This is a genomic window from Neobacillus sp. DHD-1R, assembly GCF_057747995.1.
In genome coordinates this window covers 4,836,675-4,862,633 of record NZ_CM173232.1, presented here as the reverse complement: position 1 = coordinate 4,862,633, position 25,959 = coordinate 4,836,675, and the positions used below count along the sequence as shown (strand labels likewise).

At 40.1% G+C, this 25,959-nt stretch carries 26 protein-coding genes; 23 read left to right on the top strand and 3 right to left on the bottom strand.

Translation table 11 applies throughout. The annotated features are described in order from the left end of the window. Nucleotides 1-143 precede the first annotated feature (143 nt). From AC3ANL_RS23990 to AC3ANL_RS23955, 8 genes are all read left to right on the top strand, one after another. Nucleotides 144-1,505 (top strand): arsenic transporter, encoded by a 1,362-nt coding sequence (locus AC3ANL_RS23990; protein WP_488326821.1) that lies wholly within the window; start codon nt 144-146, stop codon nt 1,503-1,505. Between the two features lie 20 nt (nt 1,506-1,525). After that, nucleotides 1,526-2,200, top strand: a complete 675-nt coding sequence (locus AC3ANL_RS23985; RefSeq protein ID WP_488326820.1) for a DUF2642 domain-containing protein — start codon at nt 1,526-1,528, stop codon at nt 2,198-2,200. A 281-nt stretch (nt 2,201-2,481) separates the two neighbouring features. Further along, nucleotides 2,482-3,507, top strand: a complete 1,026-nt coding sequence (locus AC3ANL_RS23980) for a DUF418 domain-containing protein (RefSeq protein WP_488326819.1) — start codon at nt 2,482-2,484, stop codon at nt 3,505-3,507. A 180-nt stretch (nt 3,508-3,687) separates the two neighbouring features. After that, nucleotides 3,688-4,638, top strand: coding sequence for an ABC transporter permease (locus tag AC3ANL_RS23975; RefSeq protein ID WP_488326818.1), 951 nt, complete (start codon nt 3,688-3,690; stop codon nt 4,636-4,638). Beyond that, a complete protein-coding gene (locus AC3ANL_RS23970) occupies nt 4,631-5,581 on the top strand; it encodes an iron chelate uptake ABC transporter family permease subunit (protein WP_488326817.1) in 951 nt (316 codons plus the stop codon). Before AC3ANL_RS23975 ends, AC3ANL_RS23970 begins: the two co-directional genes overlap by 8 nt. Further along, nucleotides 5,578-6,339 (top strand): iron ABC transporter ATP-binding protein, encoded by a 762-nt coding sequence (locus AC3ANL_RS23965; protein WP_488326816.1) that lies wholly within the window; start codon nt 5,578-5,580, stop codon nt 6,337-6,339. Before AC3ANL_RS23970 ends, AC3ANL_RS23965 begins: the two co-directional genes overlap by 4 nt. A gap of 19 nt (nt 6,340-6,358) precedes the next feature. Next, nucleotides 6,359-7,315 (top strand): siderophore ABC transporter substrate-binding protein, encoded by a 957-nt coding sequence (locus tag AC3ANL_RS23960; RefSeq protein WP_488326815.1) that lies wholly within the window; start codon nt 6,359-6,361, stop codon nt 7,313-7,315. A gap of 189 nt (nt 7,316-7,504) precedes the next feature. Further along, a complete protein-coding gene (locus AC3ANL_RS23955) occupies nt 7,505-8,965 on the top strand; it encodes a PAS domain-containing sensor histidine kinase (RefSeq protein ID WP_488326814.1) in 1,461 nt (486 codons plus the stop codon). Nucleotides 8,966-9,017: 52 nt separating this feature from the next. Here the strand turns inward: AC3ANL_RS23955 and AC3ANL_RS23950 are convergent, their stop codons facing one another. After that, entirely contained in the window at nt 9,018-9,554 is a 537-nt protein-coding gene (locus AC3ANL_RS23950; RefSeq protein WP_488326813.1) for a ribonuclease H-like YkuK family protein, read from the bottom strand. Between the two features lie 405 nt (nt 9,555-9,959). On the opposite strand from AC3ANL_RS23950, the gene AC3ANL_RS23945 reads away from it, so the two are divergent. The 3 genes from AC3ANL_RS23945 to AC3ANL_RS23935 all read left to right on the top strand — a co-directional run bounded on the left by AC3ANL_RS23945 (nt 9,960) and on the right by AC3ANL_RS23935 (nt 11,962). Continuing rightward, nucleotides 9,960-10,118 (top strand): hypothetical protein, encoded by a 159-nt coding sequence (locus AC3ANL_RS23945; RefSeq protein WP_488326812.1) that lies wholly within the window; start codon nt 9,960-9,962, stop codon nt 10,116-10,118. A gap of 247 nt (nt 10,119-10,365) precedes the next feature. Further along, nucleotides 10,366-11,439: a DUF2157 domain-containing protein gene (locus AC3ANL_RS23940; protein WP_488326811.1), complete on the top strand. Its 1,074-nt coding sequence runs from the start codon at nt 10,366-10,368 to the stop codon at nt 11,437-11,439. Then, complete coding sequence (locus AC3ANL_RS23935; RefSeq protein ID WP_488326810.1) at nt 11,432-11,962, top strand: GDYXXLXY domain-containing protein; 531 nt, start codon at nt 11,432-11,434, stop codon at nt 11,960-11,962. The genes AC3ANL_RS23940 and AC3ANL_RS23935 overlap by 8 nt, the downstream gene beginning before the upstream one ends. A gap of 204 nt (nt 11,963-12,166) precedes the next feature. Here the strand turns inward: AC3ANL_RS23935 and AC3ANL_RS23930 are convergent, their stop codons facing one another. Beyond that, nucleotides 12,167-12,943 carry a GNAT family N-acetyltransferase gene (locus AC3ANL_RS23930; protein ID WP_488326809.1) on the bottom strand — a complete coding sequence of 259 codons (777 nt, stop codon included), beginning with the start codon at nt 12,941-12,943 and terminating at the stop codon, nt 12,167-12,169. Nucleotides 12,944-13,123: 180 nt separating this feature from the next. Here AC3ANL_RS23930 and AC3ANL_RS23925 point away from each other — a divergent pair, with 180 nt between their 5' ends. Together AC3ANL_RS23925 and AC3ANL_RS23920 are read left to right on the top strand one after the other, a co-directional pair. After that, nucleotides 13,124-13,723, top strand: a complete 600-nt coding sequence (locus tag AC3ANL_RS23925; RefSeq protein ID WP_488326808.1) for a biotin transporter BioY — start codon at nt 13,124-13,126, stop codon at nt 13,721-13,723. 228 nt (nt 13,724-13,951) lie between these two features. Further along, a complete protein-coding gene (locus tag AC3ANL_RS23920; RefSeq protein WP_488329821.1) occupies nt 13,952-14,422 on the top strand; it encodes a nucleoside deaminase in 471 nt (156 codons plus the stop codon). Between the two features lie 116 nt (nt 14,423-14,538). Here AC3ANL_RS23920 and AC3ANL_RS23915 read toward each other — a convergent pair whose 3' ends face one another. Further along, on the bottom strand, nt 14,539-15,408 hold the full coding sequence (locus AC3ANL_RS23915) for a hypothetical protein (RefSeq protein ID WP_488326807.1): 870 nt from the start codon (nt 15,406-15,408) through the stop codon (nt 14,539-14,541). A 182-nt stretch (nt 15,409-15,590) separates the two neighbouring features. Between AC3ANL_RS23915 and AC3ANL_RS23910 the strand changes: the two genes are divergently transcribed. The 10 genes from AC3ANL_RS23910 (at nt 15,591) to AC3ANL_RS23865 (ending at nt 25,958) form a co-directional block, all read left to right on the top strand. Beyond that, nucleotides 15,591-15,971 carry a GntR family transcriptional regulator gene (locus AC3ANL_RS23910; protein WP_488326806.1) on the top strand — a complete coding sequence of 127 codons (381 nt, stop codon included), beginning with the start codon at nt 15,591-15,593 and terminating at the stop codon, nt 15,969-15,971. After that, nucleotides 15,968-16,870: an ABC transporter ATP-binding protein gene (locus AC3ANL_RS23905; RefSeq protein ID WP_488326805.1), complete on the top strand. Its 903-nt coding sequence runs from the start codon at nt 15,968-15,970 to the stop codon at nt 16,868-16,870. The genes AC3ANL_RS23910 and AC3ANL_RS23905 overlap by 4 nt, the downstream gene beginning before the upstream one ends. After that, nucleotides 16,848-17,597 (top strand): hypothetical protein, encoded by a 750-nt coding sequence (locus AC3ANL_RS23900; protein ID WP_488326804.1) that lies wholly within the window; start codon nt 16,848-16,850, stop codon nt 17,595-17,597. The genes AC3ANL_RS23905 and AC3ANL_RS23900 overlap by 23 nt, the downstream gene beginning before the upstream one ends. After that, a complete protein-coding gene (locus AC3ANL_RS23895) occupies nt 17,594-18,304 on the top strand; it encodes a hypothetical protein (RefSeq protein WP_488326803.1) in 711 nt (236 codons plus the stop codon). Before AC3ANL_RS23900 ends, AC3ANL_RS23895 begins: the two co-directional genes overlap by 4 nt. A 227-nt stretch (nt 18,305-18,531) precedes the next feature. Next, complete coding sequence (locus tag AC3ANL_RS23890; protein ID WP_488326802.1) at nt 18,532-19,713, top strand: galactokinase; 1,182 nt, start codon at nt 18,532-18,534, stop codon at nt 19,711-19,713. After that, on the top strand, nt 19,713-21,194 hold the full coding sequence (galT, locus tag AC3ANL_RS23885) for a UDP-glucose--hexose-1-phosphate uridylyltransferase (protein ID WP_488326801.1): 1,482 nt from the start codon (nt 19,713-19,715) through the stop codon (nt 21,192-21,194). Before AC3ANL_RS23890 ends, galT begins: the two co-directional genes overlap by 1 nt. A 33-nt stretch (nt 21,195-21,227) precedes the next feature. Continuing rightward, complete coding sequence (locus AC3ANL_RS23880; protein ID WP_488326800.1) at nt 21,228-22,289, top strand: aldose epimerase family protein; 1,062 nt, start codon at nt 21,228-21,230, stop codon at nt 22,287-22,289. 3 nt (nt 22,290-22,292) lie between these two features. After that, on the top strand, nt 22,293-23,282 hold the full coding sequence (locus AC3ANL_RS23875) for a LacI family DNA-binding transcriptional regulator (protein WP_488326799.1): 990 nt from the start codon (nt 22,293-22,295) through the stop codon (nt 23,280-23,282). Nucleotides 23,283-23,499: 217 nt separating this feature from the next. Then, entirely contained in the window at nt 23,500-24,504 is a 1,005-nt protein-coding gene (locus tag AC3ANL_RS23870; RefSeq protein WP_488326798.1) for a sugar-binding protein, read from the top strand. Then, the gene (locus AC3ANL_RS23865) at nt 24,504-25,958 is read left to right on the top strand and encodes a sensor histidine kinase (RefSeq protein WP_488326797.1); all 1,455 of its coding nucleotides are present in this window, start codon (nt 24,504-24,506) and stop codon (nt 25,956-25,958) included. The genes AC3ANL_RS23870 and AC3ANL_RS23865 overlap by 1 nt, the downstream gene beginning before the upstream one ends. Nucleotide 25,959 lies beyond the last annotated feature (1 nt).

Sequence of the window (25,959 nt, the reverse complement as noted above, 5' to 3'; positions counted from 1 at the left end):
TTAGTTGGGCTACATATAAATAAAGTACAACCATACAAAGAGATAAATGGAAGGGAGGGACATGAGCGGACAAACTTCGGTGAGGAGGTAGGGTCGTCTCATGGTATATCATGAATTACTAGCTAGATTGAAAGGAGAACAACATGTTTTTACAACCAATGGTTTGGATGACCATACTATCTTTTGTGGCTACACTTATCTTTATTCTTTGGAGGCCAAGAGGAGTTAACGAAGCAATTCCAGCAACAATTGGCGCGATATTTGTTTTACTAAGCGGCAGTGTCTCATTATCTGACCTCGGGGTCATTACGGAAACCATCAGCGGGGCCGCGATTACCATTATTGCTACGATTGTCATGGCAATCGTCTTAGAAAGCTTTGGTTTTTTTAACTGGGTAGCGGAGAAGCTGGCTGCTAAAGCAAATGGGTCCGGTATTCGCTTATTCTGGTACGTTAACCTTTTGTGCTTTCTTATGACCCTGTTTTTTAATAATGATGGAAGTATCTTAATTACCACCCCCATCCTAGTGATGCTGCTAAACAACATGGGCTTGAAAAACCATCAAAAGATTCCTTATTTATTGTCAGGCGGCTTAATTGCCACAGCATCGAGTGCTCCAATCGGAGTAAGCAATATTGTCAACCTAATCGCCTTAAAAATTGTCCATATGAGCTTGTATTTGCATACGGCGATGATGTTTGTACCGGCAACGCTCGGCCTTTTGCTCTTAGTTTTTCTTCTATACCTGCGCTTTAAAAAGGTATTACCGAAAACTATTCCCACTAAGGTAACAGGGATTACCTTTTCATCCTACCACCCACTAAAACCAGGACCGAAATATACTTCTGAAAAAGACCGATCAAAATTTATGCGCAATGTGCTCCTGTTTGTCTTCGCTGTCCGGCTCAGTCTGTTTGTGGCGTCCTTTGTAGGGATACCAGTTTCCGCTATGGCCGTGTTTGGTTCACTTGTCCTTTTAGGCTGGCGATGGGCCTATTTAAAAATACCGCCATCAGATATGATCAAAAAGACACCTTGGTATATTCTCGTTTTCGCCTTTAGTATGTATGTCATTATTTACGGTCTGAATAATATCGGTCTAACGGACTGGTTAATTGGTTTCATGCGCCCGATGGTTTCTGGAAGCTTACTTCATGCAAGTGTCATGATGGGGGCACTGCTAACGGTTCTATCCAATATTTTCAACAATCACCCCGCCCTCATGGTTGGAACCCTTACGTTAACGAATATGGATCTACCCCTGCTCACCTTGAAAGTAGCCTATTTAGCCAACGTAATAGGAAGTGATATGGGATCGTTGCTGCTTCCAATGGGAACTCTGGCGACGCTGATGTGGATGCATATCATTCGGAAGGGGAAAGTCAGGTTTTCATGGTGGGAGTATGTAAAAATCACGGCTCTTGTAATACCGCCGGCTACATTATTCACGTTAGTTGTCTTATATTATTGGGTTTCTGGTCTCTTTGGTGGAGCACTTCAATAAGAGGGTAAGGAGAGTTTAATATGAATGAATTTCAAGAATTATTGGGGAAAAATATAGAGCTTGAGATTTCAGGCGGTCACTATCACAAAGGAATCCTACTTGATTTTGGACTAGACATCGTCGTGATGTATGAAGGAAGGACCCAATCTTTTCTGTACATTCCGGCGGTTCATGTTCAATGGTGGAAAGAAGTCATGCTAGAAGAGTATGAAGTATATGATCCGCCTGGTGAAAAACCACTTAAAGCGGAGTCTTCAACCATATCATTTCGTAAAATCTTAACGAACGCTAAGGGGCGATTTGTGGAAGTATATGTAACTGGAAATAAATCCATTCATGGGTATGTAACAAGTATTATGAATGATTATCTCGTTTTTAACTCACCCGTCTACAAAACAATGTTTATTTCGTTGAACCATGTAAAATGGCTGATTCCTTATCCGGATCAGAAAACACCTTATTCTCAAAGTTATCAGTCTCTGCTTGTTAAAACAAGTACAGTTCCGTTAGCCCGATCATTTAATGAGCAATGTAAAAAAGTCCTAAATCAATTTGTGATCATAGATGGCGGGGAAAGTAATGGAAAAATCGGCTTACTGCAAAATGTTCAAAATAACCAACTGGAACTGATAACAGCAGAAGGGGATACGGTCTATCAAAATCTAGAACATGTTAAAACCATCCATCTGCCCTAACGAAATCGATCTTGATAATGGAGTGGAAAAATTAGCAAAGGTGAGTTATTTGATGAGTAAAAGGGCAAAAAAAATAATCCACACTTGTTTGGCACACAAAGGATGGATTAGTCGTTTACTTTTCCACATTTCATTTCTCTCAGACCGTGATATTCAGGTATCATGGTCTTTTTTGATATCATGTATATAAATAAAATATGATTAAATGGATAACTATGTTCATAACGTTTTAAAAAATACTAAGATTATAATGGGTGTCAGGCACCAATTAGGAGTTTACTATGAGACCAATAGAGTTAAATGGAAAAGGGCGGATTGAGGAGCTTGATTATTTAAGAGGGTTTGCGTTGGCGGGGATTATTTTGGTTAATATTGTTTCTTTGTTGTCTGTTTCCCTGCCGGCTGCTGGCTCATTGGATGCTTCATACTGGCGGTTTTTGTATTTATTTGTAGAAGGGCGTTTTTATACGATTTTTACTTTTTTGTTTGGAGTGGGATTTTATCTTTTTATTTCACGTGCCAATGCAAGGGGGAAGAAAGGGTCTGTCCTATTTTTGCGGCGTATCCTTGCCCTATTTTTAGTTGGATTGGTACACGTCCAGTTTCATCCTGGCGAGGCGTTAACCGTTTATGCCATTTCCGGCCTGATTCTCCTGCCCTTTTACAAAGCTAATAAGGCAATCAACCTTGTATTCGGTGCAGTCATGTTAGTCGTTTTAAGTTTGTTTGCCGCTAAGATTTTTATGGTGATTCCCCTAATGTTATTAGGGATCGCCGCTGGACAGTATCGCTTGTTTGAAGGAATGTCACACAAGATAAAAAAAGTGGCCCTTTTTACGGTCGTGATGTTTGTCTTAAGTATGATCGGTCTCGTTTATCAATATCACTATGCCCGGTTAGGACTTGGACATGCTGCAAGTGCGGGTTACCCAGATACTCAGCGGTTTATCAGGATCGGGATTACGATTGGACCGATTGTCTCCGCCTTTTATGTGGGATGTATCATTTTGCTATTGCAAATTCCGTTTTTCCGACATTTAGGATCTCCGCTAAAAAGCTATGGAAGGATGGCATTCACGAATTACCTATTCCAAACAGTCTTAATCCTGCTTGCCGGCAGAGTCCTGCTTTTATTTAATCACATCACCTATATCCAATCTCTATTTGTCTGTTTAACCATTTATGTCATCCAAATGGTTTTCAGCACCATCTGGATGCGTTTTTTCAACTTTGGCCCTTTGGAATGGGTGTGGAGAATACTAACCTACTTGGAAATACCACCGATGCGTAAAAGAAACGACGTATAGCTTAATTTTTTGTCCATCTTTTGAACAAAATAAAAATAGCGAAATGTTTATTGATAGAAATTCTCAATTACACATTGACACTATATTCACAGGTGTTATAATCAGAATTGTAAGTATAAATGATAATGATTTTCAATATCACATATAAAAATATAAAAATAAGCATAGTTGGGGACTGCAATGAAGAAACGATTTTTATTATTGGCATTAATTATCTTATCTGGGGTTTCATTGTTTGTGGGGGTTAGCAGCCTTACACCAGCGGACCTCTTGGATTTTAAGTCCGAAGAAACACAAATATTTCTGATCAGCAGGGTACCGCGGCTAGTGGCTATTTTACTCGCTGGGGCAGGGATGAGTATTGCTGGTTTAATTATGCAGCAGCTCAGCCGCAATAAGTTTGTCTCACCAACAACGGCAGGGACATTAGATGCCACTCGTCTAGGGATACTAGTCTCTATGTTGTTGTTCGCAAATGCAACTATGTTAGAAAAAATGGCCGTGGCCTTTGTCTTCGCCCTTGCCGGCACCTTTTTATTCATGCAAATACTGGACCGAATTAAGTTCAAAGATGCCATTTTTATTCCGCTTGTGGGCTTAATGTTCGGAAATATTCTCTCCTCTGTTACCACGTTTTTTGCGTATCGGGCAGATGTTATTCAAAATATGTCCGCATGGCTGCAAGGTGATTTTTCGATGATTATGAAAGGGCGTTATGAACTCCTATACATAAGTATTCCGATTTTGGTAATTGCCTATTTGTATGCTAACCGTTTTACGGTAGCCGGGATGGGGGAAGATTTTTCGAAAAATTTAGGCCTCGCTTATCGCAGGGTTGTGAATATTGGACTCATCCTTGTCGCGTTAATAACTGCAACCGTGGTCCTGACTGTCGGTATGATCCCATTCCTAGGTCTAATTATACCTAATATCATCTCCATTTTTAAGGGCGACCACTTGCAAAAGACGCTGCCACATACGGCCCTTTTAGGAGCTAACTTTTTGCTTGTTTGCGATATTTTAGGCCGAGTGATTATATACCCATACGAGATTTCAATTAGTCTCATGGTTGGTGTGATCGGCAGTGGTGTTTTCCTATACCTGCTTTTTGGGAGGAAGGCCTATGCGTAATTCAATAAAAATGACCATCCTTGTGTTGATCGCAGCAGCCTGTTGTGCTGTTTATTTATTACATGACTTAAATGGCAGTTTTGATTATGCATTGCCAAGAAGGGCGATAAAAGTAATTGCCATGGTTATTACAGGGGTTACGATTGCCTATGCAACGGTGGTCTTTCAAACCATCACCCATAACCGAATTTTAACACCGAGCGTCATGGGGCTCGATGCCCTCTATTTACTTTTACAAACCGTCATCATTTTCTTTTTAGGATCCGGCCACATCATTGTCGTCAATAAACAGGTGAATTTTCTCCTTTCCGTAGTGGTGATGATTATCTTTGCCCTGTTCCTTTATCGGTTTTTATTTAAAAAAGGCGGCCAGTCCATTTACTTTTTACTGCTGGTCGGGATTATCATCGGTACTTTTTTCTCAAGCATCTCGACGTTTTTTCAGGTGTTAATTGATCCGAATGAGTTTCAAATTGTTCAAGACCGGATGTTTGCAAGTTTTAATAATGTTAATTCCGATTTGGTCTGGATGGCCCTGGTCATCGTGGGCCTTGTGTTGATTTATGCATGGCGCTTTGTGAAATATCTTGATGTACTCTCACTGGGACGGGAAACGGCCATTAATCTGGGTGTACCGTACGATTCCATTGTGAAACAGATGCTCGTAATCGTGGCGATTTTCATTTCGATTTCCACTGCGTTAGTTGGCCCGATTACCTTTTTTGGCTTAATTGTCGCCAACCTAGCTTATCAGTTTTTTAAAACCTACAAACATAAGGTATTGATTAGTGGTGCCATGGCGATGAGTGTCATCGCCCTTGTCGGCGGACAATGGATAGTTGAACGGGTCTTTACTTTTTCAACCACGCTTAGTGTGATTATTAACTTTATCGGTGGCGTTTATTTCATATATTTATTACTGAAGGAGAGGAAAACAGCATGATCCAAGTGAGGTCGTTATCCAAGTTTTACGGGAAGAAGGCGGTTGTTGAAGATGTATCAGTCAATATTCAACCGGGAAAAATCACTTCCTTTATTGGGCCAAACGGTGCGGGGAAATCGACGCTATTGTCGATGGTCAGCCGTTTGCTTGATGCCGATACAGGTGATGTGCTGGTTGATCAGTCTGATGTTCGCAAGATGAAATCCAATGATTTTTCTAAGCGTGTGTCGATTTTAAAACAGTCGAATTACATGAATGTCCGTCTCACTATCCGCGAACTTGTATCGTTTGGCCGGTTTCCATACTCCAAGGGGCGCTTAACCGAGGCGGATGAGCAGATGGTGGACCAATCCCTAGAGTACATGCATTTAACGGAAATGCAGGACAGCTTTTTAGATGAGTTATCGGGCGGTCAACGGCAGCGCGCCTTTATTGCGATGGTCATTGCCCAGGATACCGATTATATTTTGCTGGATGAACCGTTGAATAATTTGGATATGAAGCACTCCGTTCAAATCATGAAAATTTTGCGTCGCTTAGTGGATGATCTCGGTAAAACGGTTGTGATCGTCCTCCATGATATTAACTTTGCCTCTGTCTATTCAGATTGGATTGTTGCCATGAAGGACGGCAGAGTGGTGAAGGATGGGCCGACGGAAGAAATCATTCAATCAGAGGCGTTGAGTGAGATTTATGATATGGATATTCCAATTCAAGAAATGAATAACTGCAGAATCTGCGTTTATTTTAAATCATAAAAAAGGGAGAGATGAATAGATGAGAAAGTGGAGTATACTTGGGTTAGTTTTGTCGATAATGGTTGTTTTAGCTGCCTGTGGCGGAGCCGCTAAAGAAGATGGAAAGTCGAAAAATGCTTCTTCTAGTAAGACAGAAACAGCAGAGAAAATGACGATTAAACATAAATATGGTGAAGCAGTCGTGGCGAAAAATCCACAAAAAGTAGTCGTTTTTGATTTTGGTATCTTGGATACCCTAGATGAGTTGGGTATTGAAGTGACAGGTGTTCCTCAAGCTACCATTCCTACTTATTTGAAAAAATACGCCGATAAGAAGTATACCAATGTTGGCAGCTTGAAGGAACCGGATTTTGAAGCGATTCATGCTTTAAAGCCAGATGTTATTTTTATCTCTGCCCGTCAGGCAGAATTATATGATCAATTTGCTGAAATTGCACCAACTATCTTTGTGGACTTCGATTATACCAATTATATGGATTCTTTTGAGAAAAACATGAATATCATTGGTGATCTATTTGGGAAAGAAGATCAGGTTGCCAGTGAATTAAAGGATATTAAAGCAAGTGTTACGGAATTAAATAAGAAGGCCTCTGTCCTTGATAAAAAAGCATTAATTGTCTTGGCAAATGAAGGAAAAGTAAGTGCATATGGACCAAATTCCCGGTTCGGCTTAATTCATGATGTATTCGGCTTTGATGCGGCTGATAAAAATATTGAAGTATCCACGCATGGACAAAGTATTACGTTTGAATATATCATGGAGAAAAATCCAGACGTACTGTTCGTAATCGACCGAAATGTAGCGGTCGGCGGCGAAACAGGTGCGAAAAAGACCATTGAAAATGAACTGGTTCAAAAAACAACGGCTTATAAAGATGGAAAAATCATTTATCTTGATCCTGATACTTGGTACTTAAGCGGCGGCGGCTTAAAATCGGTCAAACTAATGACTGAAGAAATCGAAAAGTCACTATAGAATGTAAGAGGATGTCTTAAAACAAAGGGTCAGACCCTTTTGAGACATCCTTTTTTTCCTTTTTTTCCATACAGCTAAAAAAACAACACTGTCCACTTGAAAATGATAACAGGGGAAAATACTTCTTTTCTTTATCGAATTATTCTGTAAAATGGAGTTTGAAAGCCTAACGTGTTTGGAGAGATTTTAATGACAAAGAGTTTCCCTATTTTTGGTAAAGAAAATGAGTCTGTAGTCTATAATCCTGATGAGTTAATCGACCTTTTTCTCAGTTGCACAGCTGATGGAATATGTATTATTGATATGGAGAATCGGTTTATTCGCATAAATCATATGTACACCAAAATTTTCGGTTATACAGAAGAAGATGTTCTGGGAAGAACGTACGAGGAATTTCCCCATTCTGACAAAGCAAACGAGATAATAAAGGCAGTTAAACAAGGGGAAATCTTCCATGACATTGTTACCCAACGTTACCATAAGAATGGCAGCCTGCTTGATATTGCTGTATCTTATTCTCCTTTTCGAAATTCAGCAGGTGAAATAATTGCCACCATTGCCATTTGTCGGGACATAACTCAATATATAAATATAGAAAGAGAATTAAAAACAACACGTGAATTGTATAAATTAATTACCGAAAATACATCAGATATGATAAAGCTTTATACGAAGGACAAAACGATCATCTATGCTTCACCCTCACATGAAAAAGGCGTTGGATATACTCCTGAGCAATTAATCGGTCAAACAGCATATGATGTAGTTTGGCCAGAGGAAATTGAACAACTTGAAAGTGCTTATCAAAAACTAGTAGAAACGAGAGAGCCCCAATTGCTTCAAGTCAAAATAAGGACCAGTAAAAACGAATTTATAGAATCTGAGACCACTCTTTCTCCTATTTACAATGAACAACATGAACTTGAATCCTATGTAACCGTTGGTAGAGATGTTACGGATCGGATAAAAAATGATGATGCCCTTCGGAATTTAGATCGCCTTTCGATTATCGGACAATTAGCTGCCGGTGTCGCTCATGAGATTCGAAATCCCTTAACATCTTTGAAAGGGTTTTCTAAGTTATTAAAAAATACAACGGACTTAGATAAACAGGAGAATTACTTATCGATTATCATGAATGAGCTGGATCGAATTGATATGATAGTCAATGAATTTATGTCGTTAGCTAAACCCCAAGCCATTCACTTTGAACGGGAAAGTCTACATGCCATTTTGGAAAGTACCGTAAATATACTTCACCCACAAGCTTTGCTGCACAATGTGCAAATTATAAACCACTATTTAACAAACGATATTGATTTGCGCTGCAGCCCTAATCAACTCAAGCAAGTCTTTGTAAACTTTCTAAAAAATGCTATCGAATCCATGCAGTATGGCGGGAGCGTGTCGATTGATGTCCAAAAGGTTGAAGGGAAAAGAGTCATCATTAGCTTTACAGATGAGGGCATTGGAATAGACTCAGAACTTATGGATTATTTAGGAACCCCATTCTATACAACCAAGGACAAAGGAATCGGCCTAGGTCTAACCGTAAGCAATAAAATCATCCAAGAACATAAAGGCACCATGAAAATCGAGAGCCAGCTCGGCAAAGGCACCATCGTAAAAGTCGAATTAGACTATCTATAAGTGAAAAGGGTGTCAGGCATCATGTGAACTTTTCACATGGTGCCTGACACCCTTATTTTGTGTAACGGTTGGCATAGCTTGAGGCAACGAAGGCGTTAGGTTTGATTTTGGGTTCGACTCCCATGGATTCCATTCTTGCCACCATTTCTTTGACAAATTCCCTCGTTTTGTTTCGTTTTCCTGCACCGATATCGATATGACCTTCCATTGTGAAGGTGGCTCCTTCATAGAGATGGGGAAGGACAATTGAAATCAACTCGTTTTTCCGTTCTTCGGTGAACAGAGAAACAATTTCTTCCGTTAACGATAATTCGAGCGAGATTCTTTCATGCAATTGCGTCATTTTCCTTGGAATAATCACCTTTCTAATACATGCCCACACACCATTCCCCTCATTTTGAATCACAATTCCTGTGATAAAAATAGTCTGGGATTTATGAACTTGAGAATCCGTCCCAACCATCAGGCGGTAGTGTCCGTTTGGGTCCATCCTCATAAAAGCAGTGATTCGTGCAAAGACCTGTTCAAATGACATTCCATTCTCCTGCAGATTTTGAAATGATTGGTGATAAACTGAATAGTTTTTCATATGAAAGCACCACATCTTTCCCTTCCGTTTAAAAGTTTAAATACAACTCTTATTCCTATCTTATGGAAAGTGGTTTATGGTCGTGCGGCGAATGAATGCATTAATCCTCTTTGAAATGTATGAAAAAAAGGAAATTAAAATGCCGCAAACGGAAGAGTGGGTTTTAGAAGAGGAGTGTTCCATATAGGAGCCAGATCTCTTTTTCTACATATAGATTCAGTTTTGAATAGCGGGGATCACTTGTCCCTAGGAAAAGGTGTTAATTAATATTTAAAAATAACTTTCAGAGGATAATTTTAAATTCCATCCTCCGACAGGAAAAAAATCATTGTTTGCCTATCAATATTTGTGCCAGTCCATCATTTAATAAAGAAACAAGATTTAATATGGATAGGATGATGAAGAGTGGCAAAAAGAAACCGTGGAAAAACAATCAACAACCTGCCCTCAAATGGCCGGGGGACATGCCCACTATGTGAAAGAACAGGAATAAAATTACTATATCCACATAAAACAGAAACAAACCAAACCATCAAAGTCTGCAAAAACTGCCGCAATAAATAACCAACTACCATCGGCAGCTACCATGTCCTTTTGGAGTGGACAATGTCTTTTTGTGGTGCCTGACACCATTATTACTACTATTAATATTGTAAACATATATAAAAGGGTGGGGCGCTGTTGTTTGACTCATCCTTTCCTTATGAAGGTTTTTATGTGATTTTGTCGAATTACTTTATTTGTAAGCGTATTGCTTAAAGTACGTCGGAGAGCAAATGGATGGATATACCATTGAAAGGGGTGGGGGGGCTTGACCAAGCGGATTGTTAAGCAGAGTGAATTTAATTTCTTAAAGCATGAACTTCGGTTTTTAGAGGACTCTGAAGTTCTGTCAGCCGGAAAAGCAAAAGAAATAGAAGAGATTTACGAGGTGCAGAAGCTTTCTTTTACAAAAACCCTTTTATACGTCGGGACCATTTTGATTGGCGCCGGGATTCTTAGCTTTATTGCCAGCAATTGGGATGAAATCGGGAGAACATTAAAATTCATTTTAATCATTGGACTGTACATCACCTGTAATTTATCAGGTCATAGACTGGAAAAAAACTTGCCGAAAACGGCAAAGAGTCTTTATTATTTGGGTGTTCTCGTGTTCGGTGCTGGAATATTTTTAGTAGAGCAAATGTTTCATCTTGGCACGAGTTTCCAAACGGCCTTTTTATGGTGGTCCCTTGGAATTTTGCCATTGGCATGGGTATTAAGGGATAAATGGATTCTCATGGCTGCATCCTTGTTTGCCCTGTTCTATATGATGGACGAAAGATATCTTCAAGGCGAAGCGATTCCGTTCTGGATTCTATTTTGGATTGTTGCCGTTTATTTCTTAAATATAAAAATTCAGTTTTCACGAGTGACCGGTTTTGTCACTGGCTTGCTATCGCTTTTCTTTATTGGGACGATCATTAGTTTCTTTATTAACCGATACGAAAATTTTGATGATCCCTATGTGTATGGTCTAATCTATTTAATTATCGGCATTACCCTTGTATTTGCAAAAGGAAAAATAAGAGACATCTATGTGGTTTTGGGATACCTTGTTCATGGTGCGGCAGCCCTGCTGCTATCTTTTGAAAATGCTTGGCCGATGGATTGGATGTATATACCGTTCTCCCTCGTCTACATACTATTTATTTTGTACTTGATTAAAAAAGGGAGTCTGCTCAGTATTATTATCCTATGCGTGATGATTTTCCGCTTTTACTTAGATTTATCCTTTGAATTCCTGCCAAAGTCATTGGTATTTATTATTGGAGGGTTCCTATTGCTTGGCTTCGGGTTTTATTTTGAAACACAACGAAAAAAAGGGGTGGGAGTGCATGAATAGTCGAACGAAACAGTTGATATTGGCCTGTTTGGTGCCGGTGCTGATTCTTTTAGGCATGTGCTTTAAACCCATATACACGGTGGTAATGGGCGAGGACATTGTTCTGTCGACTATACCAGTTGACCCGTCCGATCTCTTTCGCGGCGATTACGTGACACTTCGCTATAAGGCAGAAGAAATCCCAGCAAAATTGGTAGAAAAAGATGTCATAGACAAATTGCAAGATCATTGGGGAGAGCTAACCGTGTATGTCCTATTACAGAAAAAGAATGGAATCGACACCCCTATAAAAGTCAGCTTAGAAAAGCCTGATAAGGGAATCTACCTAAAAGGCACATTAACCTATATTGATAAAAACATAAGTGGACAAGATACCGCCTTTATTGAATACAGCTTAGATAAATACTATGTCGAGGACAACACAGGCACAGAATGGGAAAAAGCATCCGCACAAGGCGGAATCCTAGCTAAACTAAAAGTAAACAAAGGCTACGCCATTCTAACCGACATTATGATGAAGTAAAGCGAGTTGGGTGTTAGTTTAGTTTTGGATCAACAGTTGGGTATCACACAAATTTGGTGGCAGGCACTACCCGTGGACAAATGCCTCATTTGTCCACCTGGGATGGACAGTGTTTTTTTGTGCCTGCCACCCCCAATGCTACAACCAAAGCTACAACCAAAGTTATACCATTCCCCAAAGTACTCCATCAAAGTGGGCGGCAAGCTAATTCTTTTTCGGTGATAGGCAGGGAGTTGAGCGTGCTAAACAGACGAATCCGTGTTTTTCAAGGATAGGCTCGCTCATGGAGCTGGCGTCCACCATTAATATTTGATAGCCTTGTTCAGCTGCATCATGCGCGCGGTTTCTGAGCAGGGAGCTATAAAAACCTCTTTTTCGGAATTCTGGTAAGGTGGAGCCGCCCCAAAGGCTTGCGAAAGGTGTGCCTTCATACAAATACATCCATGCGGCACTTACGACTCGCCCATCCACATAGGCAGCATACATCAATAATCCTGATGAGGGATCGTGCAAATCTTTTACGAGCCGCTCGCCGAGATCCTGGTGACTTTCGTCCCAAACTTCGTTCTCAAGTTTGATGATTTCCCATATGCCTTGCTCATCGATAATCCGCTTTATCTCAAACTGTTCCGGAATGTCGAGCAGGTGCTTACCCTCGGTTAAATCAAATACCATTAGTGCTTCCTGGTCCTCAATCGTAAAACCTCTCGCCCGCAATTTTTCCCTAAGATTTAATGGTTGGTCATAATCAAATACCTTCCATTCAAACGTCTGTCTTAAGTGTGAAAAATAAGCGATTTGTTCATTAATTACATCATCAGCGGTTATCTCGTTCATGTCTGAGTAGATGATAAATCCAGGTTCGTTTGTTGATGAAATTTGCCTAATAACAGTGTGAGTTCTCTCCCGTCGATAGCCTGGGTAGGTGATGTCAACCCGTAAATGCTTATTGAAAAGGGCAAGCATCTTTTCTTTGTCCAAATCTAAACACTCCTTAATGAAGGTTATTGCCTATTTTTTTGTTCGAAAAATTACTAGCTACTACTTATAATAGACTACTATGTTTGAAAAATATTAATGTTAACCAAAATTATTTTTAGGTTGACAATAAAACCCTTACCCTTTATTTTAAATATAAGATATTTAAATATGGGTGGGAGAATGATTATGAAAAAGTTACGGGCAATAGATTTAACATTGGCAAGTATGTTTGTGGCACTTATGGCAATTGGTGCGAACATTACGACGATTGCTCCATTTTTGCATGTTGGTGGAGTGCCTATTACACTGCAAACCTTTTTTGCTATTTTAGCAGGGGCTATTTTAGGCAGTCGATTAGGTTCCATTGCCATGATTGTTTATATGTTAGTTGGATTAGTGGGTGTTCCCGTTTTTGCTGACTTCTATGGGGGGCTATCTATCATCATTAGACCTACCTTCGGCTTTATCATCTCCTATATTTTCACGGCTTTTATCATTGGGAAAATTGTCGAGAAGAATAAGAGTTTGACAGCCTTTATTATAGCCTCCTTAATAGGAATGGCTGTTAACTATCTGTTCGGGACAAACTGGATGTATTTTGCATATAAACTTTGGGCAGCAGCTCCGGAAGGATTTACCTATAAAATGGCATGGCTTTGGATGGTTGCTCCATTACCAAAGGACATTATCTTAGCAATACTTGCGGGAATGATGGCCCATCGCCTAGAAAAAACCGTATTATCAAAAGGTCAATTTAAAAATATAAAACGTGTATCCTAAAAGGTACCTGGCACTTAAAAAACAGCTCAATAAAGGCATCACATAAAACTCACCAAAAAGACACTGTCCTCCTAAGATGGACAGTGTCTTTTTGTGGTGCCTGACACCACTCAGCTTCAGCCAGAAACAAATAATTTCTTATACCTATTAGATCCCTATTCTTTTTCCTCCCTTAGATTAATATCTTTTACGATAGAAGATGGTGTCATAAAGGATGGGGGGCTGATGATGAGTGATGAGCTGTTTATGAGGATAGCAGTAGATGTAGCAAATGAAAATGTCATCACCAATGGTGGTGGTCCTTTTGGGGCAATCATTGTAAAAAATGGAGTGATTATAGGGGCCGGTAGAAATGAAGTAACCACCGCACACGATCCGACAGCCCATGCTGAGGTGCAAGCCATCCGTGCTGCATGTAACTATGTAAATAGCTTTCAATTGACAGATTGTGAGCTTTATACGAGCTGTGAGCCATGCCCTATGTGTTTTGGCGCCATCTATTGGGCGAGACTTAAGGCAGTGTACTATGGATGTACCCAACAAGATGCAGCAAAAATAGGCTTTGATGATCAGTTTATCTATGACCAGCTTGCCTTACCATTAGATAAACGCACTATTCCCATGAAACAAATCATCCCATCAAATACCTACCTGCCATTTCAAGCCTGGACAAACAAAACAGATAAGAATCCATATTAAAAGGGTGTCAGGCACCATCCGTGGACATTGTCCACGAGTGGTGCCTGACACCTTTTGACAGTTAAGCAAAATGCAATTAAGGAATATGGTGTCAGGCACCTAACTAGGGCACCTATCTAAAGACATCTATTGAAAGTCACCTTTAAAATACCTTTATATAGGTGTTTGCTTATGAATTCTGTATACCTTAAGGAAATTACTGAAAGGCCTAGATAATACCAAGGGTCCCACCATACCAGGCTGTGCAGGATACCTGTCTTTCTAAGTATGATGGTAGCGATATACACGGACAGAACGGTCAAGCTATATTTCAACCATCGAGGAAAAAAATCCCACTTTGTCATAGCCACATAGAAAAGGGTGACGCTCAAATAGTACACAGCCGCAAAGGCGTTGGTATCCTTTGCTTGATTAGTAAACAAGCCGAAATCATAATACCGATTGGAAAATAACATAATCGGTAGAATCTGAAAGGAACCTGCAAAGGGACTTAAGATTAAATATAGGCACAGCGTGTGAAAAACCCCTCTTAAGGGTAGAGCTACCTTTTTGTAGAGCAGTTTGGCAATCATAAAATAAACAGGAAGGCCAAGTGACGTAAATCCTATGTTCCACCAGTGGTGTTTATAAATATGTAGTTTCAAGAATCCCCACTCAATCGCCGCAAATAGGACGATCATCCCCACAATCCAAAACCAATTTTTCCGAAAAGCAGCCAGAAAGGTTGCAGCCGCAGGCAAGGATAGGGCATTCGATGCAATCGCCCCGAAATTGCTGTCGTATACGGGATCATGCTTGATGATTTTAGGAATGTATTGATAGCTGTCTAAGAAATTATAAATAACGGCCTCAATCATATATCCGAGTCCGACCATTGCTAAAAAAGTCAGCAAACCTTGTCGAATGCCAGTTTTTAAGCATACATAAGAAAGTAGAATGATACTGATGAAACCTAAGCCGAGATAGCATAATGAATTTAAATTCACTTATACACACTCCTTCTAAAAATTAGTATTAAACTAGATTGGAAATTTATTCAAAAATTTCTAATATCCCTCTCATATCCTAATAATTTGAAAAAATACCATTAATGTAATTGCGTTTTATTTCCAATTATAATATACTACATTACATCAGTAATGCACTAGTTTAGGGAGGATGGGGAATTTTGATTCTTAACTTGGACGGATCCAAGCCGATTTATATTCAATTATCAGAATGGCTAGAAAACGAGATATTGAACGGAAATTTTGAAAGCGAGCAAAAAATTTACTCACAGTATCAGCTAGCAGAGATTTATAATATCAATCCCGCAACGGCGGCAAAGGGGCTGAACCTATTGGCAGAGGAACAGATTTTATATAAAAAACGCGGACTTGGCATGTTTGTATCGAACAACGCCAAAGAAATGATTTTAGCCAAGCGGAAAAATCAAACCTTAAAGCGGTTAGTAAAGGAAATAGTGTTGGAAGCCGAACGGTTGCAGGTAACTAAAGAGGAACTTATTGAAATGATTAAAACAGCTGATGTAGAGGAGGGAGACCTATGAGTTCCATTGAATGTCAAGAATTGACGAAGGTATATGGCGGCGTAAAAGCCTTAAACGGTTTTTCCTGCAAGATAGAAGACAATAAAATTATCGGACTGATCGGCCGGAATGGTGCAGGGAAAACAACGTTGCTCAGAATGATCGCCGGTTTGATAAAAGAGACCTCTGGGGAGCTTCGGGTTTTTTCCGAAAGGCCTTTTAATAATCTTACCGTATCAGCGAATACCATTTTTATTCATGATCAAATGGACCTCCCGACTGCCTTAAATCTTAAAGAAATTTTACAAGTGGCAGCGAGCTTTTATCCAAGCTGGGATCGGGAACTTGCTGATCGTCTTTTTGATTATTTCTCCCTTAACCCCTTGCAGCATCATAATGGACTATCGAAAGGGATGAAAAGTACATTTAATATGATTCTAGGATTGGCTGCCCACGTTCCTTTAACTCTCTTTGATGAACCGACGACTGGGATGGATGCCGCGGTCCGGAAGGATTTTTATCGTGCTTTGCTTAAGGACTATCTTGCCTTTCCAAGGACGATCATTATTTCCAGTCATCATTTAAATGAGATTGAGGATTTGCTGGAAGATATTCTCCTTATGAAAGATGGGAAAGAACTTCTTCATATGCCAATCGATGATTTAAAGGAATGGGCGGTCGGACTGCAAGGAAAGACCGCTATTATTGAAGAATGGACGCAAGGTAAAGAGGTTATTTTTACAAAAAGCATAGGGGTAGACCAGACCTATGCTGCAATAAAAAATGATGTCTCTGATACGGAATATCACCGTGCCCAACTCAACGGAATAAGCCTAACACCAGTTTCGTCAAGTGACCTTTGTGTATATTTAACTAGCAAAACGAAAGGGGGAATAGATGATGTCTTTAATAAAGATTAGTCTGTGGGAGATTGTGAAAAAACAATATGCCTATAAGCTAAAATTCTATATGCAAATATTCAATAACCTAATCTGGATGCAATTGTTAGCTATATTCTTCTCTTTAAACGGGGTCGGATCAATGGGATCCAGTAGTGAAAGTTACGAAATTAATGTCCGTTTTTATTCAGCTGATATAGTCGTAGCTTTTACCATGTTATGGGGTCTTATTGCAGCCATCACGATCACGACTAAGGCCTATCGAAATGATGACTTCGCCTTTGTCACAAATCGAGTATCCAGTAATCTTTCGAATGCCTTATTCTTGGTAACAGCAAGTATCATCGGCGGAATTACGGCTATGCTTTCTACTTTTTTGATGAAAGTAATCAACTATTTGTTTATAGGCACGACACTAATGAACGAAACAAGTGTGGTAGCTGCCCCGTTGAAATTAGGAGTGGGTATGTTAACGACAACTCTCTACATCATCCTCTTCGTTGCATTAGGTTATTTAGTGGGGATGCTCGTCCAAGTAAACAAAGTATTTATTATTTTACTCCCGGGTCTATTTTTCTTCGCTGTGATTGGCGAGGGAATTGGGAATACAAAGCTTATGACGTCTGCCTTTGACTTTATTTTTAGAGAACCATCCATCCCGTTATTTATGTTCAAGATTATCGTTATTGCGGTCGTGCTTTTTTCTAGCACAATGGCCTTGTCAAATAGAATGGAGGTCAAACAATGATCATGATTGCACCTATTCTTATCATCTTGGCCATCATTATTATTGCGTTTATCTTCATGATGAGGAAGAGAACTTTCAATCGAAGCGGAAATTATTCGTATAGCAAGCGGGTTCGGTGGATATTTGGCGGTTATCTAGCGATTTTACTGATTTGCGCAGGCATAGATGTTGTACTCCCTGAAAAAGGTGCTGCTGATATGAAATCAGTCGATGTTAAGGATTTAGAGAAAGAAAGTAGGGTACTCTATAATGCAGCAATTGCGGGGAGAATTGATAAGGTTGATCCGTCTTTTATATCAAAAAAGTGGAATTTTGATTTTCAGGACGCTAAGCTGAACCTAGCTGTGGGGAACAATGAATTCATATATATCCCAATTGTGGTCGAGAGAAAGACAATGAATGATGATAAGGTGGAAGCTGTACTGTATCGAACACGTTCAAGCGTAAATAACATGGATTTAACAAGCCTAATTCATCCACCTCAGATTAAACTAGAGGGAAGCAAATTAACCTTAATCCATCCGAAGAAAAGTATTATCAATTTAAGCCGGTTTCAACAACCATTTACCATTAACCAATTTACCGGAGAAAGTACCTTCAGTCACGAATCATCCTTTTTTGATGGCCAAACCATTCTTTATCTCAAGATTCCGAAAGATCTAGAACTCTTCAACACAACCGACCTACCCTTGAAGTATGTGAAATAGTGGTGTGTGGTGAAGTGGTGCCTGACACCAAAGAAATACATTTGTCCTCCCTGGGTGGGTAATAAATAAAAAACAAAGGATGGACTAATCTCCATCCTTTGTTTTTAGTAAAATTTTTAGTAAAAATATTGAGTATTTTTACCTTGGGTTGTAAGATGAAAGTAAAGATATTTATTTGCTTTTTGTGAAATGAAAGGGATTACATAGAATGGAGGAGGACGTTAAAAATGAACATCACAGCTCTAAATACAGCATTCAAAGAAATATTTACTGCCTCACCAGAGCAAGCTTTTTTTGCTCCTGGAAGGATTAATTTGATAGGTGAACATACCGATTATAATGGAGGACATGTGTTTCCATGTGCCATTACGTATGGAACCTATGCGGTCGCAAGAAAGCGGAAAGACAATCTAGTCCGTTTGTATTCTATGAACTTCGCGGACAAAGGAATGATTGAATTTAGCTTAGCTCAACTAGATTATGATAAAGAACACAATTGGGCCAACTATCCGAAAGGGATGATTCGTTACATAATCGAAGCTGGTTATGCTATTCCAACTGGATTTGAGTGTGTCATCCATGGGAATATCCCAAATGGTGCTGGTCTTTCTTCGTCAGCATCGATTGAATTACTAGCAGGTGTGCTAGTTGAGGGATTGTTTGGATTAGAGGTTCCACGTCTCGAGGTCATCAAGCTAGGCAAGCAAGTGGAAAATCAATTTATTGGCGTTAACAGCGGAATCATGGATCAATTTGCGATTGGGATGGGAAAGAAAGATGCAGGGATTTTGCTGGATTGCCAATCCCTTCACTATGAATACGCACCGATTCAGCTTGAGAATCACAAAATTATCATCATGAATACAAACAAGCGCCGCGAGTTAGCGGACTCCAAATATAACGAGCGCAGAGGAGAATGTGAAAGAGCATTAGAGCAGCTGCAGCAGAAACTCCACATTGAGGCGCTTGGCCAACTTTCTGAGGCTGTGTTTGATGAAAATCAGTTCTTAATTACCAATGAAACAGCTCGTAAACGGGCGAAACATGCCGTCTATGAAAATATTAGAACCTTAAAGGCCTTAGAAGAGCTAAAGACCGGGAATTTGGAAGCTTTCGGCCAATTGATGAATCAGTCACATCAATCACTAAGAGACGATTATGAAGTGACCGGAATAGAGCTTGATAGTTTGGTAGAAGCAGCATGGGGGCAGCAGGGAGTTCTAGGCGCACGTATGACAGGAGCTGGATTTGGCGGCTGTGCCATTGCGATTGTTGAAAATGAACAGGTAGACAGTTTTATTGCCAATGTCGGTGCGGCCTATCTTGATAAGATTGGCTATGAAGCTGATTTTTATGTGGCCAGCATTGGTGACGGCGCAAAAGAAATTGAAGTAGAGGCGGCGGTGTAATGATTTTTCAACTAATACAGCAATTAATCAATCAAGCCCTTGCGACTCAGTTAATCGAGCAGGAAGATGTCGTGTATGCACGTAATCAAGTGCTAGCAATGCTTAATTTGGAAGAATTTAAGGATGAAGAAATAACAGGCTCAAATCAGGAAATACCTGATTTGCTAGAACAGATGGTGGATTATGCAGTTGAACAAGGAATTATTGAAGATCTATTTGATGAAAAGGATATTTTTTCAAGTAAAATCATGAATTGCTTTATCGCACGTCCTTCGAGTGTGAATCGGCTTTTTTATGAAAACTATCAACAAAATCCTGAAATGGCCACCCAGTATTTTTATCAGTTAAGTCAACATAGTAACTACATCCAGATGAAACGAATCCGCCAAAATATTGAGTACAAGGCTCCGACCGCATATGGCGAATTAGACATTACGATTAATTTATCGAAACCGGAAAAGGATCCAAAGAGTATCGAGCTGGAGCGGCTGGTGAAAAAAACAGATTATCCGAGCTGTTTACTGTGCGTGGAGAATGAAGGGTATGCGGGAAGAATCGGCCACCCCGCCCGCTCGAACCATCGAATGATTCGCTTAAATTTGATAGGCGAAAAGTGGTATTTGCAATATTCTCCTTATGTTTACTATAACGAGCATTGTATTGTGTTATCAGAAACACATACCGATATGAAAATCAGTCCGTTGACATTCAAGCGGTTATTAAGCTTTGTCGAGCAATTTCCGCATTATTTTCTTGGTTCGAATGCCGATATCCCGATTGTGGGCGGCTCGATCTTATCACATGAGCATTATCAAGGCGGTAATTATCAATTTGCGATGGCCCAGGCAGAGGAGGAATGGTCATTTAACATCGCTGGTTTTTCGGAGGTGGAAGGTTCCATTGTCAAATGGCCAATGTCTGTCATTCGTCTTCGTTCGGAACGAATGAATGCGCTTGTGGAAGCAGGGGCTCATATTTTAGCAAAATGGAAAAATTACAGTGATGAGGCACTCGAAATTCGTGCCTGGACAGGAGAAACTCCGCATAACACCATTACGCCGATTGCCCGCAAAAAGGGTGACCTTTTCGAACTGGACTTGGTTCTGCGTAATAACCGGACGAGCGAGGAGCATCCACTTGGTATTTTCCATCCTCATGCCGATGTCCATCATATTAAAAAGGAAAACATCGGACTGATTGAGGTTATGGGATTGGCAGTATTACCAGCTCGCTTGAAAGCGGAGCTTAGTGAGGTGGAGAATTTCATCCTTGGCAAAACCGATCAGGTTGCCGACTATCATCTAGATTGGGCAAAAGAGTTGAAAGCAGGTTATGGAACGATTGCCACCGATTCTAATGTAGAAACCATCGTGAGGGAAGAAGTGGGGAAAAAGTTTTTAAGGGTATTAGAGGATGCTGGAGTATTTAAGCGGAATGAAGAGGGATCAATGGGATTCCGTCAATTTATCAGTACATTATAAGATGACCCTAAATCATAAAGGAAGTGGAGAACCATGAATATAGATGATAGGTTATTCGGCCATTATAAAGGTGTAGATGTAACCGAGTATACCCTCACTAATGATTCCGGCATGAGCGTGTCCTGTCTAAATTACGGCTGTGTCATTCGTAAAATATTTGTCCCTGACCACTCTGGTAATCTGGAAAATGTGGTTTTGGGTTTTGAGAACTTTGAGGATTATCTGAAATGGTCACCGTACTTCGGGGCAGTTGTCGGCCGCGTGGCAGGTCGAATAAAAGGTGCCCAATTTGAACTTGATGGTAAAGAGTATTTGCTTGCAGCTAATGAGGCCCCGCACCACCTTCATGGCGGGGTGAGGGGCTTTAGCTCTGTAATTTGGCAGGTGGAAACAGTTGAGGAAGAACAGGCTGTTGGGGTGAAGTTCTTTTATCAAAGTCCTCATGGGGAAGAAGGCTATCCAGGTAATTTAGATACCACTGTTACCTACCTATTAACGAACGACAATGAGCTTTGGATGACCTTTGAGGGCAGGACAGATCAAAAAACGTTAGTCAACTTAACAAATCACTCTTATTTTAATTTAAGCGGGAATGTGAAACGAGATTGTGCTGAACACAAGCTTGTATTGGATAGTGATCGCTTTTTAGAGCTGGCTCCCGACCTCATTCCTACGGGCAAAATGATCGAAACAGGGAAAACACCATTTGATTTTAAGCAAGGGAGATCCTTAAAGGAAGGGATGAATTCATCACATCCCCAAAATGTTTTAGCTGGACACGGTTACGACCATCCGCTTGTTTTTTCGAAAAAGGGCGAAAATCGGATGGTGCTAAGTGAGGAAGAAAGCGGCCGGATCCTGGAAGTAACAACGAATCAGCCTTGTGTGGTTCTTTATACATCGAATCAATTGGAAGGGCCGTTTTCGATTTCAGGAGTTCAAGCGAGAAATTATTTGGGCGTTTGTCTTGAAACGCAGGGACTACCTGATGCCATTCACCGTCCGGAATTTCCGTCTATCATTTTAGCACCGGGAGAATTATACTATTCACAAACGAAGTATCGTTTTCTGTTGGATAAAAAAGTAGGGGATTGAGATATGGCTACAATTAAAGATATTGCTGAAAAAGCTGGAGTATCGATTGCTACAGTATCCCGGGTGCTTAATTATGATGCATCGCTTTCTGTCAGTGATGAAACGAAAAAGAAAATATTTGAGGCCGCAGAAGAGCTGTCTTATAAAAAGAAATCTGTCCGAAAGCAGGAGACAGGAAAGATTGCCGTCCTCCAATGGTATACCGAAAAAGAAGAACTTGAGGACTTATACTACATGTCGATTCGGCTAGGAGTCGAAAATCGCTGCCGCCATCATGGCCTTCAGATGGTCAAGTACTTTCAAGATAACTATGAGGACTTGAAGCAGGATGATTTACAAGGGCTGATTGCAATCGGAAAGTTTAGCGGTCAGCAAGTGAATGAGCTGCGCTCGCTGACAAAAAATATTGTTTTTGTTGACACTTCTCCAGATGAAGAACGGTTTGATTCGATTGTCATTGACTTTGAGAAGGCAACGAAAAAGGTACTGGATCATTTTGTTGAAAGAGGTCATCAGAAAATAGGTTATATTGGCGGAAGAGAGGTTTTTAAAGATCGGACTTCCGCGATTGAAGACCCAAGAGAGCGTGCATTTAAACGTTATTTAACTGAACAGGGTTTATTTGATGAAAGGTTTATGTATAACGGCAGCTTTTCGGCGGATGATGGTCATGCCTTGATGAAACAAGCAATTCAAGAGCATGGCGGTCATTTACCGACGGCGTTTTTTGCAGGAAATGATTCCATTGCAGTTGGCGCATTGCGGGCCTTGCTTGAGGAAGGCATTTCTGTACCCGAGCGGGTGAACATCATCGGAGTAAATGATATTAGTATTTCAAAATATGTATTCCCAACCTTAAGTACGGTTAAAGTGTACACAGAATTGATGGGAGAAACAGCGGTCGATATCTTATTGGAGAGAATAGACGGTCGAAAAACCGCTAAAAAGATATTCATCGCCACCAAACTCATCATTCGGAATAGCAGTTTTTAAAATTTAAAAGGATGTCTCACAACAAAGGGTCAGACCCTTTGTTGTAAGACATCCTCTTTTTGTCCACCCCAGGCGGACAAATTGGGCAAAGTGTCCTTTTGTGGTGCCTGACACCCAAAGGACCCCCATTGTCGAATTTTGTGATGTTACGTATAATGTGTTTATATGTTTTGGCAGCGATTACATGCTAGGCTGGTAAAGGGATTGGAGATGTTTTATGAGTAAGTTTTCTTCCACTATGGCGTATACAATAGGAATCATATTTTTTCTTGTGAGTTGCTCATTTTCGATATTTTATGGATATAAAGTAGTCATTCATGATATGCCCAAAGACGAAAAGACAGTAGAAAAGGCTAACTACCATCTAGTGCTTGTACCTGAGGAGCTTGAAAACGAATATTGGCATCTAGTAGAGAAGGGGGCAAAGGCAGCGGCCCAAGATTATGGTGTTATGCTCGAATACGTTGGACCAAAGCAGGCAAATATTGATGATCACTTAAAAACCATTGAAATGTCAGCTGCCTCTAAGGTGGATGGAATTTTGACACAAGGATTGAGTGACGAGCAATTTACGCCACTCATTAACCGCGTCATCTCAAAAGGTATTCCTGTTATCACTGTTGATACAGACGCTGCTAATAGCAATCGGATGGCCTATATCGGAACAGATAATTATTATTCAGGATTTTTGGCAGGAAAGGCACTCATTGCCGATACAAATGGCAAGACAAATGTTGCGATTATTACTGGGAGTTTCTATGCCAACCATCAACAACAGCGGGTACAAGGTTTTATGGATGCAGTAAAAGCAGAAAAAGGTATTCATATTATTGATGTAGTAGAATCTGAAATTAGTAGAGTTCGGGCAGCGGAAAAAGCCTATCAGATAGTAAAAAAGCATCCAGAGGTTAATGCTTTTTATGGGACTAGTGCGTTAGATGGAATAGGGATCGCCCAAGTGGTGGATAAGTATGCTAAACCCGGACAGATCTATATTATTGGGTTTGATACACTACCTGAAACCCTTAAGTATATTCGAAAAGGAACGATTAAAGCGACCGTCGTCCAAGAGCCATATGAAATGGGCTACAAAGCGGTGAAAATGATGATTGACCTCATCAAAGGGAAAGCGGTGCCTCCCATTGTCCATACGGATACGCGCATCATGAGAGTAGGAGATTTACCTGTGAGTCATCTCGGAAGGTTGGAGGGGGACCAGTGATGTTATTTCGAATCAGGTCAAAACTGCTTTTGTATTTCATTGTCCTTGTGGTTTTATTAACTTCAGTCGGATTGATTTTTTATAACAGCAGTGAAAAATTGGTGGTTGAATATGATGCTAGCTTTGAACAATTTCTGTTACTAAACGATATCTCGCAACGGAGCAATTTAATTGCGGAACATCTTCGCGGCTATCTCGCGAATAAGGAAACGGCCTATCTAAAGGATTATAAAAAAGAAAAGCTTACGTTGATTCAAGACCAAAAGCGGCTTACGAAAGAAATGAATAACGGTGACATTACGCTTATTAATTATAAAAATATGATTGACAGTTTTCTAGACGAATGTGATGCGACCGTCGGTTCCTTCCAAAAGGACGACATAAACAGCTATTCCAATCATTTTAATGAAGTCTTGAAAATCGGTTCATTTCTTCAAGAGAGTACACTAGCACTTTTAAATAATAAATTGACCGACAATCAAAAATTCTATAATCAAATGGAAAAACAAAACCATTATTATAAGCTCATGTCGATTTCGCTATTTACCGCGGCCTTCTTTCTAAGTACTCTATTGGCTTTATGGATTTCGGGCGGGATTACCAAACCTATCCGTTTGTTATCAGAAGCAGCGAAGGATATTTCAAAAGGAAATTTGGCTGGAGATGATATAAAAGTTACGACGAAAGATGAATTAAAGCCATTAACAGAAACCTTTAATCAAATGCGCACAAATTTACGGCAGCTTGTGACGGAAATCAAGCAAAAGTCGGAAATAGATAAGCTATTAAAAGAATTAGAGTTAAGGAGCCTGCAAAATCAAATTAATCCTCATTTTCTCTTCAATACCTTAAATACGGTTTCAAAGATGGCTTATTTAGAAGAAGCGGCAGAGACTACAAGACTAATAGAAGCGGTTGCCGCCATTCTCCGCTACAATCTCAGTGATTTCGATAAGGCTTCGACGCTAAGAGAAGAAGTAAGAATTGTTCAAGAATATTTTTATATTCAACAAACACGTTTCGGGGAACGGATTACCTTCGTCACAGATATTGAGGATGATTGTTTAGATTTTGAGATTCCTAGTTTAATTTTACAGCCCTTAATCGAAAACGCCTTCATGCATGGGGTAGAATCCTACGAAGCAAATGGAATTATCAGCCTTCATATATACAGACTTGATGACCGAATCTATGTAGACGTCATGGATAATGGAGCTGGTATGGATGTGCATACCAAAAAAAGATTACTACGGTATGTGGATGCTTCTGAATCAGAAGAAGGGTACGATTCTGAAAAATCAAAAGGACAGTCGACAGGCATTGGTGTGAAGAATGTAATTAGAAGACTGCAGCTCTTTTATCAGCAAAAAGACATTGTGGAAATCGAATCTGAATGGAACAAGGGTACCACTTTCAGACTGACCATTCCGATTGCTCCAATAGGGGGAAGCTAAT

Excerpts from the sequence above, each read along its gene's own strand:
- AC3ANL_RS23990 (WP_488326821.1), top strand. The coding sequence starts at position 144 with ATGTTTTTACAACCAATGGTTTGGATGACCATACTATCTTTTGTGGCT.
- AC3ANL_RS23985 (WP_488326820.1), top strand. The coding sequence starts at position 1,526 with ATGAATGAATTTCAAGAATTATTGGGGAAAAATATAGAGCTTGAGATT.
- AC3ANL_RS23980 (WP_488326819.1), top strand. The coding sequence starts at position 2,482 with ATGAGACCAATAGAGTTAAATGGAAAAGGGCGGATTGAGGAGCTTGAT.
- AC3ANL_RS23975 (WP_488326818.1), top strand. The coding sequence starts at position 3,688 with ATGAAGAAACGATTTTTATTATTGGCATTAATTATCTTATCTGGGGTT.
- AC3ANL_RS23970 (WP_488326817.1), top strand. The coding sequence starts at position 4,631 with ATGCGTAATTCAATAAAAATGACCATCCTTGTGTTGATCGCAGCAGCC.
- AC3ANL_RS23965 (WP_488326816.1), top strand. The coding sequence starts at position 5,578 with ATGATCCAAGTGAGGTCGTTATCCAAGTTTTACGGGAAGAAGGCGGTT.
- AC3ANL_RS23960 (WP_488326815.1), top strand. The coding sequence starts at position 6,359 with ATGAGAAAGTGGAGTATACTTGGGTTAGTTTTGTCGATAATGGTTGTT.
- AC3ANL_RS23955 (WP_488326814.1), top strand. The coding sequence starts at position 7,505 with ATGACAAAGAGTTTCCCTATTTTTGGTAAAGAAAATGAGTCTGTAGTC.
- AC3ANL_RS23950 (WP_488326813.1), bottom strand. The coding sequence starts at position 9,554 with ATGAAAAACTATTCAGTTTATCACCAATCATTTCAAAATCTGCAGGAG.
- AC3ANL_RS23935 (WP_488326810.1), top strand. The coding sequence starts at position 11,432 with ATGAATAGTCGAACGAAACAGTTGATATTGGCCTGTTTGGTGCCGGTG.
- AC3ANL_RS23925 (WP_488326808.1), top strand. The coding sequence starts at position 13,124 with ATGATTATGAAAAAGTTACGGGCAATAGATTTAACATTGGCAAGTATG.
- AC3ANL_RS23920 (WP_488329821.1), top strand. The coding sequence starts at position 13,952 with ATGAGTGATGAGCTGTTTATGAGGATAGCAGTAGATGTAGCAAATGAA.
- AC3ANL_RS23905 (WP_488326805.1), top strand. The coding sequence starts at position 15,968 with ATGAGTTCCATTGAATGTCAAGAATTGACGAAGGTATATGGCGGCGTA.
- AC3ANL_RS23900 (WP_488326804.1), top strand. The coding sequence starts at position 16,848 with ATGATGTCTTTAATAAAGATTAGTCTGTGGGAGATTGTGAAAAAACAA.
- AC3ANL_RS23895 (WP_488326803.1), top strand. The coding sequence starts at position 17,594 with ATGATCATGATTGCACCTATTCTTATCATCTTGGCCATCATTATTATT.
- AC3ANL_RS23890 (WP_488326802.1), top strand. The coding sequence starts at position 18,532 with ATGAACATCACAGCTCTAAATACAGCATTCAAAGAAATATTTACTGCC.
- galT (WP_488326801.1), top strand. The coding sequence starts at position 19,713 with ATGATTTTTCAACTAATACAGCAATTAATCAATCAAGCCCTTGCGACT.
- AC3ANL_RS23880 (WP_488326800.1), top strand. The coding sequence starts at position 21,228 with ATGAATATAGATGATAGGTTATTCGGCCATTATAAAGGTGTAGATGTA.
- AC3ANL_RS23875 (WP_488326799.1), top strand. The coding sequence starts at position 22,293 with ATGGCTACAATTAAAGATATTGCTGAAAAAGCTGGAGTATCGATTGCT.
- AC3ANL_RS23870 (WP_488326798.1), top strand. The coding sequence starts at position 23,500 with ATGAGTAAGTTTTCTTCCACTATGGCGTATACAATAGGAATCATATTT.
- AC3ANL_RS23865 (WP_488326797.1), top strand. The coding sequence starts at position 24,504 with ATGTTATTTCGAATCAGGTCAAAACTGCTTTTGTATTTCATTGTCCTT.